The sequence below is a fragment of the Novosphingobium sp. BL-S-20 genome (genome assembly GCF_055521635.1).
In genome coordinates, this window is sequence record NZ_CM145494.1 from 515,733 (window position 1) to 530,484 (window position 14,752).

Below are 14,752 nucleotides of genomic sequence, written 5' to 3' on the forward strand. Positions count from 1 at the left end.
TCGGCATTTCCCTAACAGGCACCCGTTGATCATCCCGCGTCGTGAAGTTGGCCGCCAACGCCCGCTCATTTCTATCAGAGTAATTTTGGCCGGCGTCTCAGATGGCAGTCTTGAGAATATCTGGACCCGTTCTATGTGCCGCCCTCTTATTGCGAACGGCTATTACAAACTCGTTCAGGAAGGCCTGATGCCTGCCAGCATCACGCCGCCGAATGCCCCGCCCAGACCGCCGACCGCCACGAGGTGATAGGCAGGCTCCCGCATCGCCAGCGACAGCACGATGACCGCCAGCGACAGCGCAACGATCGCCGCTCCCACCGCACGTCCGCGCCAACCGCCATGGAAGCGCTCTTCTCCGGCCTTGGAGGCGCCGGCCGCTAGACCTGTCTGCCAAAGTCGCAGTCCGGTCCGGAATTCTTCGTGGAGGCGCCTGCGCGCGGGAGCATCTTGAGCGACGATGATCAGCGTCGGTCCTTTCCTGCGACTGAGCCTCACATAGTCCTCCGCGCTCCATCCGGATATTGCCGCGAACGAAACCGGCCCCCGCCGTGCGAACTCCAGCCCCAGCGAACCGATGGTCAGACTGTCGCGGGTCGGAAAGCCGAGCCCTGCGACCATCGGCGGGACAACGATACCCAAGAGCGCCAGGCCCATGGCGCCGAACACCAAATGATACTGATAAACCGCGAAGATTCCTATGAAAATGCCCAGGGAAAAGCCCAACGGAACGGCGAGCTGATGCCACCGCGTGTAGACGCGCACCGAGTGACTTGTTTCGGGAGCCCTGTTTTCTACCATGCCTTGGTTCATGTATTCTTCCGAGCGCCGCCCGACCCTCATGGGTGCCGGGGGTCTCAGCCTTGCAAACATTTCATGACTTTACAATCCGCAGCCGGAGACGTGCTCGTGGCCGAACGCCGCGCGGTGCCAGTCGCCGCAATGGTGGGTATCCCGAACCTATCAGACTTTGTGCGGGCAGCTTTACCTCATTGAAAAGATTACGGTCGCGCCTTCAGCCGACGTCCGAAACCGACCATTGGCTCCGCCACGCGTTGGACTGAAAACCGTGGTCGTCATCCTCACCGAAGATGCGCTCGGCTTGGAAACGTGCCTCCATGCCGTCGATCGAGAGCATGGCTTCTCGCCGCAATAACTCGGCGCGAAGCCACGGCACGAAAGTGGAGACGCGACCGTGTTCCGGCTTTGCCTCCATTCGTGACAGGCTCTGTTCCAGCGATCGCAGCCTCTCCAGCCGTGCCATATCTTCAAGCAGACCGTCGAGACACGCGCGTCGCCGCTCGGCGATGAACTCTTCGCGGAAGGGCCGCTCTCGCTCTCGCTGGGCTGCCCGCCGCGCCAACTCCTCTTCGGCACGGCGCTCGCGTGCTTCACGCTTTACTACGGCCAGCACCGCAAGAGCGACAGCTATGTCGCTTGCGAGGGTCTCCAGTTTCTGGACTTTACCGTCTCGAAAGGTCTTGCGGGGCTCCTGACCGCTGGCGACATAGGTGCCTTCCATTTCGATGCCGAGCTGCCCGGTGCAGATGTAATCCCACTCGGGAACAGTGGGGTATGGCACGCGCTCCCAGTCCCAAGGGTTTCCTCGCCGGCGCTCCGTTTTTCGTCTCCAGGCCGCTTCCGCTGCCTCCTCCTCCGCCGTCGGCTTATGTTTTTCGCGCTTGAAGGTTTCGGTAACCGACAGCTCGATCGTCTCGCCATCTCCATGGAAGCAAGCACGCCGCTCGCCAACTTCGAGATGAAAGTCCTGCTGCTCCACCGCCGCCATGATCCGCTTGAGGATCTCACCCAGGCGATCAATCGAGGCTGGAGCAATCTCGCATTTGATGACGTCAGGGCCTTCAACGCTCACAAGGCCCCTGTGCGAGGGCGAAGCGGCACGCAGTCCCGCAAGAGTTCTTTCGATAATGGGGTGCGATACTGCGCCGACAGGCTCATCGCTGGCGCGCACGCGAGCCGTTTCGCGGGCCGCTGCTACCGCAGCAGTTTCACCGCGCAACTCGGGAGCAGCGATCGTGACGTTGTCGGGCGTAGTTCGCGACGCCTTCGTCAATTTGGCTTGCACGACGCTCTTCCCTGCGTTTCTCTTGGCCCAGTAGCCGGGTGGCGGTGTCGGTATCTCGTGCTTGCGACAGATCTTGTGGATCGCGACATCTGAAAGCGCGAAATCCTTCGCGATGTGGGTGATGGGCTTGGACCAGACGAGATCGTAGAACTCACGCCGAGAGTAGGTACGGGCCATCCAGGGTTTCCTGCTGCTGATCGCTGCCCATCCTAGCCAGCGATGCGCAAAGAAAAAGCCGCTGCGGTACTACCCCACCGAAGCGCATCAGGCATCAAAGAAGGACCTTCGCTCGCTGACCAGCAAGCTTGCGATCACGTACCGAACTTGAGGTGCAGAACCTAGGCGCCGTCCCTGAGCTCCACGAGATGGTCGGACCACCATTGCGCCATGCGGACTCGCTCCTCCCAATGAGCACCGCGGTGATATGCACCACGCACCAGATCGCGTTCACGGTGTGCAAGGGACCGCTCGATCGCATCCGGATGCCAGAGACCACATTCGTTGAGCAACGTGCTCGCAGTCGCGCGAAAACCGTGCGAGGTCATCTGGTCGCCGGTGTACCCCAACCGACGGATCGCAACATTGAGGGTATTTTCGCAGATAGGCTTCAAAAAGGTCTTGTTCGCAGGGAACAGAAAGCTGCCGGAATTCCCGAAATCCCTAAGCTGTCTCAGGAGGGCGAGAGCCTGAGTTGAGAGCGGCACGGTGTGCAGCTTGCGCATCTTCGTCCTTTCGGCAGGCACGCGCCACACCGCAGCTTCAAAATCGATCTCCGGCCACTCAGCCTTCCTGAGTTCCCCCGGCCGAAGGTAGACATGTGGCAGCAACTGTAGTGCCAGCTTGGTCTCGATCTTTCCGCCATACCCATCAATTGCGCGCAAGAGCTCGCCAAACTGAGCCGGCTCCAGAATCGCGGCGTGATGCTTTACCTTGGGGTTAATCAGAGCTCCGCGCAGGATGTCGGCGGGATTGTGCTGAGCTCGTAGGGTCGCGACTGCATATCGGAAAATGCGTCCAGCGAACGATCGGGCGCGAATAGCCGATTCATGATGCCCCTTCCGTTCGAGCCTCTTAAGAGCCTTGAGTAGCTCATGTGCAGTTATGTCGGCGATTGGGCGGTTGCCAATGGCCGGGCCCAGGACATCCACGAACCACCGGGCTTTCTTGAGTGTCGAGGCGGCCTTACCCTCCAACTCCATCTTTTCGATCAGTTCGTCGGCCACCAGACGGAATGTGGTGCGAGCGGCGATCTCCGCTTCCACCTTAGCCTGCGTCCGGGCCGCGACAGGGTCGACGCCACTTTCGAGCTGCTCGCGGGCTTCATCTCGCTTTTCCCGGGCCTCCTTGAGGCCGACATCCGGATAGCGTCCAAGCGCCATCTTCTTTTCGATCCCGTGGAACCGGAATTTGACCCGCCAGAGCAGCGATCCGTTGGGATTGACGAGGACGTAAAGCCCTTTGCTGTCCGCGACTTTATAAGCCTTTTCGCGGGGTTTGAGGGCGTTGATCTGGGTTGTGGTCAGCATCTGGGGGCCCCGAATCGAGAGGATCGAAAAGGCCCCCGATTCGGGGCCCCCAATTCACCTGGATGGAGGTGGACAGAGGGGGACGCCACCGGAAAGCCGATGTCGTATTATACCTGATTTCCGGGGTTTTTTGGAGCGAAAAAACGCTTGACAAAGGGAATTATGGTGCCGCTTACGTGACTCGAACACGTGACCCCATCATTACGAATGATGTGCTCTACCAACTGAGCTAAAGCGGCTTGCCTTGATTGGAGCGGGTAATCCCATTCCGGGGCAGGGGGCGCCTTTACCGGGGAGTGGGGCTGCGTGCAAGGGCCTTTCTTATACAGATCGCGATGGCACCGTATTCTTATGCATATTGCGAATCTTGGGCGATCGTCGCGGCATGATTTTGTGTGAACGCGACGTGAGCCATGCACGCTCCGCAAGCCGTGGAGCGTTCTGGTTGTGATCGTTGCGGAGAGGCGCGGTGCCGGCCCACTGAAACGCCAGACCTCGACAGGGAGGTCACCCCCTGCGATAACTTCCCCCCCGGGATTATCGCGTTCTGGGCGAACGTGGTCCGGCACCGCGATCCGGTCGCGGCCGGATGGGAAACCTTACAAAGCCAGCGGCAGTCTCCAGAAAACTGGTTCCAGAGGGGACTGGTTCGGCCGATATCGGCCAGACTGCCGCCGAGTTATGCGAAAATCGCCTGCCGTGAGAGCCTTGCCGTGGGGTCGCATCACGGGTCGGCCGGTTCGCAGCAGTGTCCGCATCGGAGACGTTGCCGCCGCTGATTCGAACAGGGCGGTTATGGCAGGTTCGCTGCTTGGGCGCCGTGAGGCAGATCACGCTTCATACGGACGGGCGCATTAAGGCGACCCGCCACGCGCTTTCCCCCGTGGCGCCGGGCTTGTGCGCTGCAAAAATACGATGGGGTGCAACAAGAGCATTTCAACTCGGGAGGAAAACGCTTTAGCACCGCCGCCATGAAAGCTCCCGAGATCGCGCAGGTTGACCCGTTCCACGCCATGGCCATCGGCCGTCTTGCCTATGAACTGGCGGAGCAGGGGCGCGACGTGATCCACATGGAGTATGGGCAGCCCTCCACCGGAGCGCCCGCCGCCGCGATCGCCGCCGCCCACCGCGTGCTCGACAGCGATCCGGGCGGCTACTGGGAAAGCACCGCGCTGCTGGATCGCATCGCCCGGCACTATCACGACACTTACGGTGTCGAGGTCGGCCGCGAGCAGGTGATCCTCACGTGTGGGGCCTCGCCGGCTTTCGTGCTGGCGCTGTCCAGTCTCTTCACGCCCGGCGCGCGTGTAGCACTGGCCCGGCCGGGCTATGTCGCCTATCGCAACACGCTGAAGACGCTCTATCTCGAACCCGTGGAAATGGCCTGCGGTCCGGCCGAGCGCTATCAGGTGACCGCGGCTGCGCTCGATGCGCTCGATCCCGCGCCGGACGGGCTGATCCTTGCCAGCCCCGCCAATCCCACCGGCACCGTGATCGTGCCCGAGGAGCTTGCGGCCATTGCCGAAGTCTGCCGCCGCAAGAACATCCGCGTGATTTCGGACGAGATCTACCATGGTCTCACCTATGGCGTGACGGCCCAGTCCACCTTGCAGCATCTGCCCGAAGCGGTGGTGGTGAACAGCTTTTCCAAGTACTACTCGATGGCTGGATGGCGGCTCGGCTGGCTGGTGGTGCCGCAGGAATGCGTGGGTCCGGCGCGGGCGCGGATGAGCAACCTGTTCCTGACGCCTTCGGTGCTTTCCCAGCACGCCGGCCTCATTGCCATGGACGAGACGGCGGAACTGGAAGGCCATGTCGAAAACTATGCTCGGAACCGGGAATTGTTGCTGGCGGCGCTGCCGAGTCTCGGGCTTGACCGGATCGCACCGCCGGACGGAGCCTTCTATATCTACGCCGATATCGGCCACCTGACCGATGACAGCCTTGGTTTCTGCCAGCAATTGCTGCGCGACACCGGGGTTGCCACCGCGCCAGGCGTCGATTTCGACCCGGTCGACGGCCACCGCTTCATCCGTTTCAGCTTCGCGGTTTCGACCGCTTTGGTGGAAGAGGCGATCGCGCGCATGGTGCCCTGGTTTGCAGAGCGCAAGGCAAGCGGGAAGGTTACACCAAGCGCGTGACAGTCACGCCGGGCAGTCGCCGATCCGCGTGCCGGTGATGCGTCTGCGATATCGCGTTTTGAGTGACCTGCTTTCGGCGAATATCGATAGGGCTGTGTCCATCGTCTTGCCGTTCACTTTGCCGTGAAGGTCGTAGCTGAGAGACCCGAAGCCATAGCTACAGGTCTTGCCGCCGGTCACCTTGCGGCTTTTTACGCGGACGGTCGACATCGTGCAGAGGCCCTCGTCCGACGGGCCGATTGCGGCGGAGAGGAGCGTTTCCAGTGCTGTGTCACGATTTTCGTGCGCGATGCAGACGGTATAGACCCTCTTGGGTAAAGGCTGGAATTTGGGATCGGGTGTCTCGCTGAAGGTCGGAGACTGGTCGATCCGCCAAAGACCCGGCGCGACATGCGGCCTTCCGCCAGTCACGACGATTTCCGCGTCGGACGGTTCGGGTGGTTTCGGAGAGGACAGGGCGACGGGGTGGGGTGGACGTATGCCAGTCGGTTCGTTTTTGGCCGGTTCGTCTTCAGCTGGTTTGTGCTCTGCAGGTAGCCATCGCGGCGGTCGGTAGGCGACCGAGGCGATCCGCTCATCAAGGCAGGCCTTGGCCGAATTTGCATCGCGAAATCCGTCCTTGATACAGGCATTTAGAACCGTACAGACAAAGCGGTCGATATGCTCGGCCCCGCTGGAAATCTCGACATCGCACTGTTTCATGTGCGCCCCCCATAGTGCGTAGTTGAGCTTGACCTTGCGCATCTTGCGGCCGATCACGATGATGTCTTCGCTCTCCACTGACGGTGCCTGTGCCTGTGTGGGGGCAAAGGAGGCGGCTGAAAACAGCGCCAGGGTGAGTATCCCAGCCATCAGAAAGCGGGCGGTGCGGCCCTTTTCCATCCTGTCTCCCATGCGATGAGGGTATGCACATCGGGGCGGGGAGCAAGGATGGCGATGGTTTGCTAACGTTTGCCTTTCAGAGTTTTAATCAAAGCAAGCGGATTTTCCTGTCGAGAGGCTGTGTCACGAAAGGGTGTTTCACCAGCTCCGGTAAGATTGTTGCAAGGCGCGGCGCGGCAAGAACCTTGCAGCCTGTGCGGATTTACAGTTCGCAACACTTGGTGACTTTGGCGGACGTCAGCCAATGAGACGGTGGCGAGTCCCGTGGATCAGGTTGGTTTTGATAGCGTGGCATGGACCGTGCAATTGCGCACTCCTGCCAAGCCTGTGCAAGCAGTGCGCCTGGCGAGGGAATGGATCGCATTCGCGAGGCGATGCTTCTGTTCCGGCCCGACTTGCGCACGCAGGAACGGGAAAGTGCCGAGTTTGCCGAAGTCGAAGCCATGCTTGCTTGCAGTGCGATCGAGAGCGCGGTGCTTGCCCTGATTGGCGAAGGCGAGGTTTTCACCTGGTCTCGCGGTCTGGGTGGAAATTGCATGGCCACCTTGGTCATGCCGGATGGCTCGGAGGAGCTGATTTGCGAAGCGGCGACGAGCTCTCTTGCCCTGCTCATGGCTATGTGTCGGAACTGTTATTGCGATTGGAGCGCCGGACGCAACACAAAGCGTGCAATCTTCAGAGTCGTCGGGGCTTCGTCTGCATTGAGCAAGGTGCAGCTTTAAGCAAATGGACGCCACGATGTTCGATTGGATTGCCACTTTAGCTTGCCAGAGCAGCTTTGAAGGCGATGCCGATTGCGTTGGACGTGTGGTTGGCCGCCAGTTCGTTGGCATGCTCACCCGATGATTTTTAAGATTGGGGGCTGATCGAGCGCCGTTCGCCGATGAGGCAGTTGGAAAACCCGTTGGTGACGCCGCCAAGGATCTCTCACTTGCGTCCTTATGGCTGGTCGATTCAGGTGTGAGTCATAGTCTCGCGCAAGCGAACGCTGCTGGCCCATTCAGTAACTCGGCCAAGAATGGTTTGGGTACTTGCGCCGGGCTGGAGCGGCCGATGCGATCGATCGCGCGTTCCAGCAGGCCTGAACGATGCGCTTCGCAATGGAATTTTCGCAAAGTCGAACCAAAACCAGCGGAACGTTTTATTGCTGCTGAGTTGATCGGTATCGGCCAAGCGCAGGCAATCGGCTCACGTGAGAACCGGCGGTATTCCCTGAAGGTTCGGTGTTTTCTGCTTGTGCTGGGCGATCCTAGCCATCAGCAAAAACTTGTTGGACATGGGGCGGAAAAGATCGATTCATAAGGAGCATATCTGTTTCTTCGATCTGGGTTCCCATGCGCCGCGTTATTGCCTGCTGCCTCGCACTTACTTCGTCGTTCACTGCTGCCGTTGCCTCGGCGGAAACCCACGAGGACGAGCAGGTCTGGATCAACCTTACGGCGATGGGGCCGATTACCGGCGACGTCGTCTATTTTGCGGAGCTTCAGCCGCGCATGGGTGACGGTGCCTCGCGGCTCGACCAGCTTCTGCTGCGCGGGGCGGTGGGCCTGAAGCTCTCGCCTGCGGTCACACTCTATCAGGGTTATGCCCATGTCGTGCTGCCGGTGGATGGCAGCAGGGACATGAACGAAGAGCGCAGTTTCCAGCAGCTCAACTGGTTCGTTGGTAAGCCCTGGGACGGCGAACTGACCTCCCGCACGCGGCTTGAACAGCGCTGGCGTTCGGACGGCAGCGATACGGGCTGGCGCCTGCGCGAAATGCTGCGCTACGAAAAGCCGCTGAAACCGGGCAGCAATACGGTGAACGCGCTCGTTTATGCCGAGGGTTTCGTCGCGCTTAACGATACCGACTGGGGGGCGCGCGGCGGGTTCGACCAGTTGCGCTCTTTCGTCGGCGTCGAACTCGGCGTGAAGGGCGCGACGACGGTGGAACTTGGTTATCTTAACCAGGTGATCGACCAGACCCGCGGGCGGACGCGGGTGAACCACGTGGCTTCGGTTTCGCTGTTCTTCCGGCACTGAGCGCGGGGTTTTCGCGGCCATTCTTCCACGCACTCCCCCGTACGTCCGTCGTCCCCGCGAAGGCGGGGACTCCGCTTTCTTTTCCTATGGTCGTTGATGGAAGAAGAAGCGGGCCCCCCGCCTTCGCTGGGGCGACAAGGGAACTTGGCTGAGGATACGTAATGGAAAAGGGCGGAAGTCTTTCGACTCCCGCCCTTCCTCTTTTCAGCGTCGCGTCGATCAGGCCGCTTCGGCAGCCTCGACGATCTCTTCCGGGGCCGCGTTGCGGATCAGGTAGTCGAAGGCCGACAGCGCCGCCTTCGAGCCTTCGCCCATGGCGATGATGATCTGTTTGTAGGGCACCGTGGTCACGTCGCCTGCCGCGAAAATGCCGGGCAGGTTGGTGGCCGCCTTGTCGTCGATCACGATCTCGCCGCGAGCAGTGAGTTCGACGCCGGAGTCCTTCAGCCATTCGGTATTGGGCACCAGACCGATCTGAACGAACACGCCTTCCAGATCGACCTTCTGTTCCTTGCCGGTCTCGCGGTTCTTGTAGACGAGGCCGTTCACCTTGTCGCCGTCGCCTTCGACCTCGGTGGTCTGGGCATTGGTGAGGATCACCACGTTCTTCATCGACTGCAGCTTGTCGACCAGGACCTGGTCGGCGCGCAGCTTGGAGTCGAATTCGATCAGGGTGACGTGGCCGACGATGTTGGCGAGGTCGATCGCCGCCTCGACGCCGGAGTTGCCGCCGCCGATCACCGCCACGCGCTTGCCCTTGAACAGCGGGCCGTCGCAGTGCGGGCAATAGGCCACGCCCTTGTTCTTGTACTCTGCCTCACCCGGCACGCCCAGGTTCCTCCAGCGGGCGCCGGTGGTCAGCACCAGCGAACGTGCCTTGAGCGAAGCGCCGTTGGCGAAGACGACTTCGTGATAGCCGCCCAGTTCCTTCGCCGGGATCAGCTTTTCGGCGCGCTGGAGATTCATCACGTCGATGTCGTATTCGGCGACATGGCTTTCCAGCGCGGCGGCGAGTTTGGGGCCTTCGGTATAGGGAACCGAGATGAAGTTCTCGATACCCATGGTGTCCTGCACCTGGCCGCCGAAGCGTTCCGCGACCACGCCGGTCGAGAAGCCCTTGCGCGCGGTGTAGATCGCCGCCGAGGCACCGGCAGGACCGCCGCCGACGACGAGCACTTCGAAGGGCTTCTTGCCCGCGAGCACGGCGGCGGCCTTCTCATCGGCGCCGGTGTCGAGCTTGGCGAGGATTTCCTCGATGCTCATCTTGCCCGAACCCCACATCTTTCCGTTCAGGAAGACGGCGGGAACGGCCATGACGCCGCGTTCCTCGACTTCCGCCTGGAACGTGCCGCCCTCGATCAGGGTGGCGTTCACATGCGGGTTGTTGAGCGAGAGCAGGGTCAGCGCCTGCACGACGTCGGGGCAATTGTGGCAGGAGAGCGAGAAGTACATCTCGAACTCGTGCTCGCCCTCGATGGCGCGGGCGATTTCGAGCGCCTCTTCGGAAACCTTGGGCGGGTGTCCGCCGGCCCAGAGCAGGGCGAGGACCAGCGAGGTGAATTCATGGCCGAGCGGGAGCCCTGCGAAGCGCACCCAGGCGCTGGCGTCGCTCGCGCGGCGGATGATGAAACTGGGGCGGCGGCCACCGCTCATGGCGTCGTCGCCGTCGAAAGTGGCGGTGACCTTGTCCGAGAGCGAGGCGATGGTTTCGAGCAGCTCGCGGGTCTCGGCAGACTTCTGCCCGTCGTCCAGAGAGGCGACGAGCTCGATCGGCTCGCGCAGCATGCCGAGATATTGCGAGAGCTGTTGCTTCAGGTTGGCGTCGAGCATGGTCTTGGGTCCTTCGAATTTCGTGATGAACGGGGCGGTCCGGGTTCCGGCTTTTCCGTGTGGGAGGCGCACGGGGTGCGGCTCCGGAAGAGGGAACTCCGGGCCGCACACCGTCAGTACGCGACCCTAAAGGTTCGCGTGGGTCTTAGAGCTTGCCGACCAGGTCGAGCGAGGGAGCGAGGGTTTCTTCGCCTTCTTCCCACTTGGCCGGGCAAACCTGGCCGGGGTGCTCGCGCCAGTACTTGGCAGCCTTGATCTTGCGGACGAGTTCGGCGGCGTTGCGGCCCACGCCCTCGGGGGTGATTTCGACCAGCTGGATCACGCCGTCCGGATCGACCACGAAGGTGGCGCGGTCAGCAAGGCCAACGCCTTCGCGCAGAACGCCGAAGTTGTTGGTCAGGGCGTGGTTCTGGTCGCCGAGGAAGGCGTACTGGATCTTGCCGATCTTGTCCGAGGTGTCGTGCCAGGCCTTGTGGCTGAAGTGCGTGTCGGTCGAAACGCCGAAGACTTCGACGCCGAGGCCCTGAAGGGTTGCGTACTGCTCGCCGAGGTCTTCGAGTTCGGTGGGGCAGACGAAAGTGAAGTCAGCGGGGTAGAAGAAGAACACGGCCCACTTGCCGGCGATGTCCGCTTCGGTGACATCGAAGAAGTCCTTGCCGGCCTGGAAGGCGGTGTTCTTGAACGGCTTGATCTGGCTGCCGACGATACCCATGGATGTAAGCTCCCTCGATTGGGTGTTGAAGTTCGAGGAGGGAGATAGGCCGACAGTGTGACGATGTGTAGGGCGTTGATCCGATTGACTTGATCGGAATGGCCGATCAGTCGCGGTGGACTGAACGTTTCTGTCGATAAAATGCTCGCACATGCGAAAAGCCGTGCGGTGGCGGGGTGAATAGGGCTACGGCTGCGGCATGAAGACGATACGACTTGCGCTGTTCCTGGCCGTCTGCGCCTCGCTTGGCGGCTGCAACAACTGGCCGACCTCGCTGGACAATCGTGCCTCGGAAGATGTGCGGTTCCGCTATCATCATCGTCTCTATGACGAATGGTCTTTCTGGGCGCCGGTGCAACAGGGGAAGGCGGTGCTGTTCGCCCATGAGCACCGGGTTCGCGACATGTCCGGGCTGGAGATCACCCAAGGCGGTCTGACCTACCGCTACGGCGCCCGCGCATTGGCGCCGGTGCAGCGGTTCTGCGCGGGCAGTTCGAGCTGTGCTCTCGTCTATCTCGGCGAAGGACGGCTGGAAGCGCACACTTCGGCACTGCCCGACGCAGTTGAAGGATAGGTGACGGGTCTTCGACAAGTCCAATCTGCTGTCTGTTTAGGAAAGCCCGATGTCCCAACAGATACAGTGCATCTGGCCTTTTTCGAAGTCGAAGAAGATCGCCACACTTTGTTTTGGGGGTAGAGGGTTGTTCTGCTTGTCGAGGGTGGCGGGGTAGTATGGTAGAGGTTCTCCACCCCGCCGCTTCGTTAGCCGAGGTAAATTCCGGCCGGATTGCCGGTGACGCCGGATTCGACTTCGAACAGCGCCCCATCAAATTCGGAATCGGGTAAGCCGGTCGCCGCCGAAGTCACGAACATGCGGTCCAGCTTTTTACCCGCGAAGGCGATGTTGGTGATGCGCTTCGCCGGCAGTTCGATCGAGCGTTCGCGCGTGCCATCAGGGGCGAAGCGGCTGATCCGGCCGCCGTCCCAATGGGCGGTCCAGAGGTAGCCCTCGGCATCCGTGGTCATGCCATCGGGATAGCCGTCTTCCTCGGAGAAGCGGATGAACTCTTCGCGGTTGTTGGCGCCTTTCTCGTCCACCGCGAAGCGGTAGATCACGCGGCGGCCCGAATCGGCATGGTACATCCAGTTACCGCAAGGCGAGAAGGCCGGGCCGTTGGGCACCGTGTAGTCGGTGTCGATCACCTGCCATTCGCCCGAGGGCGAGAGGCGGTAGAGCGAGCCGGTCACGTCCTTTTCGGCCATGTCCATCGTGCCGCACCAGATCGCGCCGTGGCGGTCGGCCTTGCCGTCGTTCATGCGGTTGCCGGGCAGGTGCGGCTCGGGGTCGTTGCGCTCGGAAATCGTCAGCGGATCGAGCGTGATGTTCGCCACGCCGTCCTGGAAGCCGCCGATCAGGCCGCCTTCCGCGCGCGGGGCGACCCAGCCGAGGCGGGCAGGCATGTCCCAGCGGGTCACGGTGTTGTCGGCAAGGCTCAGGCGATTGAGTGCGGGGGCGAGGATGTCGACCCAGTAGAAAGCATTGTCGCGCGCGCTCCAGAGCGCGCCTTCGCCGAGGGTATCGCACACTTCGCGATCGATCTTGCGCCAAAGGGTCATGTAACTCTCCCGTGGAAATGGCCAGATGTTTATGGATCGGCCCCCGCCCCGTCCTTTCCCTTAAGGGGACAGGCAGGGACGGGGGCCGAAAGGTCATCCGGTGGCTAGGCCGGACAGGATTTCGATCTTAGTGGTTATCGCGCGGCAGACCCATGGTCTGGGCGATGCGCTGGTACTTCTCCGCGCCTTCGAGGATCGCGCCGGTATCCATCTGGCCGACGACCGAGCGCTGGATTTCCTGCCACGGGGTCTGCGAGGCCGGGTAGGCATAGCCGCCCTTGGCTTCGAGAGCGGCACGGCGAGCGGCCAGTTCCTCGTCGGAGATCAGCACGTCCACGCGGCCCTTCTTGAGGTCCATGCGCACGCGGTCGCCCGATTCGAGCAGGGCGAGGCCGCCCATGGCCGCGGCTTCCGGCGAGGCATTGAGGATCGAAGGGCTGCCCGAAGTGCCCGACTGGCGGCCGTCACCGATGCACGGCAGCGAGTGGACGCCTTCGGTGATGAGGTACGAAGGCGGACGCATGTTGACGACTTCCGCCGCGCCCGGATAGCCGATCGGACCGGCGCCGCGCATGAACAGCAGGGTGTCGGGGGTGATACCGGTGGCCGGATCGTCGATGCGGTGGTGGTAGTCCTCGGGACCGTCGAACACCACGGCATTGCCTTCGAAGGCATCCGGGTCTGCGGGGTTCGAGAGGTAACGGTCGCGGAACTCCTTGGAGATCACGCTGGTCTTCATGATGGCGGCGTCGAACAGGTTGCCCGACAGCACCAGGAAACCCGCTTCCTCGACCAGCGGCTGGTCGAAGGGCTTGATGACCTTCTCGTCCTCGATCGTGGCGTCGCGGCAGTTGTCGCCCATGGTCTGGCCGTTGGCCGTCATCGCGCCCTCGTGGATGAGGCCCTGCTTGATGAGCTGCGCGACCACGGCGGGGACACCGCCTGCACGGTAGTAGTCCTCGCCGAGGTATTCACCGGCGGGCTGGAGGTTCACCAGCAGCGGGATCTTGTGGCCGATGCGTTCCCAGTCCTTCAGCGGCAGGTCGACGCCGATGTGGCGGGCGATCGCGGCAAGGTGGATCGGGGCATTGGTTGAACCGCCGATGGCGGCGTTGACGGCGATGGCGTTATGGAAGGCGTCGAGCGTCAGGATGTCCGAGGGCTTGAGGTCCTCGTGAACCATGTCGACGATGCGCTTGCCGGTGCGCCATGCGCATTCCTGGCGGTCGCGGTAGGGCGCGGGGATCGCGGCCGAACCCGGCAGCATCATGCCGAGCGCTTCGGCGAGCGAGTTCATCGTCGTCGCCGTGCCCATGGTGTTGCAGTAGCCGGTCGACGGGGCCGACGAGGCGACGAGCTTGATGAAGCCGTCGGCGTCGAGTTCGCCTGCCGCCATCATTTCGCGGCCCTTCCAGACGATCGTGCCCGAACCGGTGCGCTCGCCCTTGTGCCAGCCGTTGAGCATCGGGCCGACCGAAAGCGCGATCGCCGGGATGTTCACGGTCGCGGCCGCCATCAGCAGCGCCGGGGTGGTCTTGTCGCAGCCGGTGGTCAGCACCACGCCGTCGAGCGGGTAGCCGTAGATCGCTTCGACCAGGCCGAGATAGGCCAGGTTGCGGTCAAGGCCTGCGGTCGGACGCTTGCCGGTTTCCTGGATCGGGTGGACCGGGAATTCCAGCGCGATGCCGCCCGCCTCGCGAATGCCCTCGCGAATGCGCTCGGCCAGCACGATGTGGTGGCGGTTGCAGGGCGACAGGTCGCTGCCGGTCTGGGCGATACCGATGATCGGCTTGCCCGAGCGAAGCTCTTCAAGGCTGATGCCGAAGTTCAGGTAACGCTCCAGATAGAGCGAGGTCATGTCGATGTTGTCGGGATTGTCGAACCAGGCGCGCGAGCGCAGCTTCGGTGCAGTCTTGTTGTCGGTCATGGGCGATCGTTTC

General features: G+C 62.1%; 13 protein-coding genes and 1 tRNA gene. 5 read left to right on the forward strand and 9 right to left on the reverse strand.

Features of this window, described 5'->3' with window-relative positions; genetic code table 11:
- Nucleotides 1-174 precede the first annotated feature (174 nt).
- The 4 genes from ACZ1II_RS10170 to ACZ1II_RS10185 form a co-directional block, all read right to left on the reverse strand.
- Nucleotides 175-810: a hypothetical protein gene (locus ACZ1II_RS10170; RefSeq protein WP_465146317.1), complete on the reverse strand. Its 636-nt coding sequence runs from the start codon at nt 808-810 to the stop codon at nt 175-177.
- Nucleotides 811-1,012: 202 nt separating this feature from the next.
- Nucleotides 1,013-2,260: a hypothetical protein gene (locus ACZ1II_RS10175; RefSeq protein WP_465146318.1), complete on the reverse strand. Its 1,248-nt coding sequence runs from the start codon at nt 2,258-2,260 to the stop codon at nt 1,013-1,015.
- A gap of 161 nt (nt 2,261-2,421) precedes the next feature.
- Complete coding sequence (locus tag ACZ1II_RS10180; RefSeq protein WP_465146319.1) at nt 2,422-3,609, reverse strand: tyrosine-type recombinase/integrase; 1,188 nt, start codon at nt 3,607-3,609, stop codon at nt 2,422-2,424.
- 163 nt (nt 3,610-3,772) lie between these two features.
- A tRNA-Thr gene (locus tag ACZ1II_RS10185) sits at nt 3,773-3,848 on the reverse strand.
- 732 nt (nt 3,849-4,580) lie between these two features.
- Between ACZ1II_RS10185 and ACZ1II_RS10190 the strand changes: the two genes are divergently transcribed.
- Complete coding sequence (locus tag ACZ1II_RS10190) at nt 4,581-5,750, forward strand: aminotransferase class I/II-fold pyridoxal phosphate-dependent enzyme (protein WP_465146320.1); 1,170 nt, start codon at nt 4,581-4,583, stop codon at nt 5,748-5,750.
- A 3-nt stretch (nt 5,751-5,753) separates the two neighbouring features.
- Here the strand turns inward: ACZ1II_RS10190 and ACZ1II_RS10195 are convergent, their stop codons facing one another.
- Nucleotides 5,754-6,632, reverse strand: a complete 879-nt coding sequence (locus tag ACZ1II_RS10195) for a DUF3617 family protein (protein ID WP_465146321.1) — start codon at nt 6,630-6,632, stop codon at nt 5,754-5,756.
- Between the two features lie 293 nt (nt 6,633-6,925).
- Between ACZ1II_RS10195 and ACZ1II_RS10200 the strand changes: the two genes are divergently transcribed.
- From ACZ1II_RS10200 to ACZ1II_RS10210, 3 genes are all read left to right on the forward strand, one after another.
- A complete protein-coding gene (locus ACZ1II_RS10200) occupies nt 6,926-7,354 on the forward strand; it encodes a hypothetical protein (protein ID WP_465146322.1) in 429 nt (142 codons plus the stop codon).
- 331 nt (nt 7,355-7,685) lie between these two features.
- Nucleotides 7,686-7,934, forward strand: coding sequence for a hypothetical protein (locus tag ACZ1II_RS10205; RefSeq protein WP_465146323.1), 249 nt, complete (start codon nt 7,686-7,688; stop codon nt 7,932-7,934).
- A gap of 32 nt (nt 7,935-7,966) precedes the next feature.
- Complete coding sequence (locus ACZ1II_RS10210) at nt 7,967-8,653, forward strand: DUF2490 domain-containing protein (RefSeq protein WP_465146324.1); 687 nt, start codon at nt 7,967-7,969, stop codon at nt 8,651-8,653.
- Nucleotides 8,654-8,872: 219 nt separating this feature from the next.
- On the opposite strand, the gene ahpF is transcribed toward ACZ1II_RS10210, so the two are convergent.
- The gene (gene ahpF, locus ACZ1II_RS10215) at nt 8,873-10,483 is read right to left on the reverse strand and encodes an alkyl hydroperoxide reductase subunit F (RefSeq protein ID WP_465146325.1); all 1,611 of its coding nucleotides are present in this window, start codon (nt 10,481-10,483) and stop codon (nt 8,873-8,875) included.
- Between the two features lie 145 nt (nt 10,484-10,628).
- On the reverse strand, nt 10,629-11,195 hold the full coding sequence (ahpC, locus tag ACZ1II_RS10220) for an alkyl hydroperoxide reductase subunit C (protein ID WP_465146326.1): 567 nt from the start codon (nt 11,193-11,195) through the stop codon (nt 10,629-10,631).
- A gap of 199 nt (nt 11,196-11,394) precedes the next feature.
- Here ahpC and ACZ1II_RS10225 point away from each other — a divergent pair, with 199 nt between their 5' ends.
- Nucleotides 11,395-11,769, forward strand: a complete 375-nt coding sequence (locus tag ACZ1II_RS10225) for a hypothetical protein (RefSeq protein ID WP_465146327.1) — start codon at nt 11,395-11,397, stop codon at nt 11,767-11,769.
- 188 nt (nt 11,770-11,957) lie between these two features.
- Here ACZ1II_RS10225 and ACZ1II_RS10230 read toward each other — a convergent pair whose 3' ends face one another.
- Complete coding sequence (locus ACZ1II_RS10230) at nt 11,958-12,812, reverse strand: SMP-30/gluconolactonase/LRE family protein (RefSeq protein WP_465146328.1); 855 nt, start codon at nt 12,810-12,812, stop codon at nt 11,958-11,960.
- 127 nt (nt 12,813-12,939) lie between these two features.
- Nucleotides 12,940-14,739 carry an IlvD/Edd family dehydratase gene (locus tag ACZ1II_RS10235; protein WP_465146329.1) on the reverse strand — a complete coding sequence of 600 codons (1,800 nt, stop codon included), beginning with the start codon at nt 14,737-14,739 and terminating at the stop codon, nt 12,940-12,942.
- Nucleotides 14,740-14,752 lie beyond the last annotated feature (13 nt).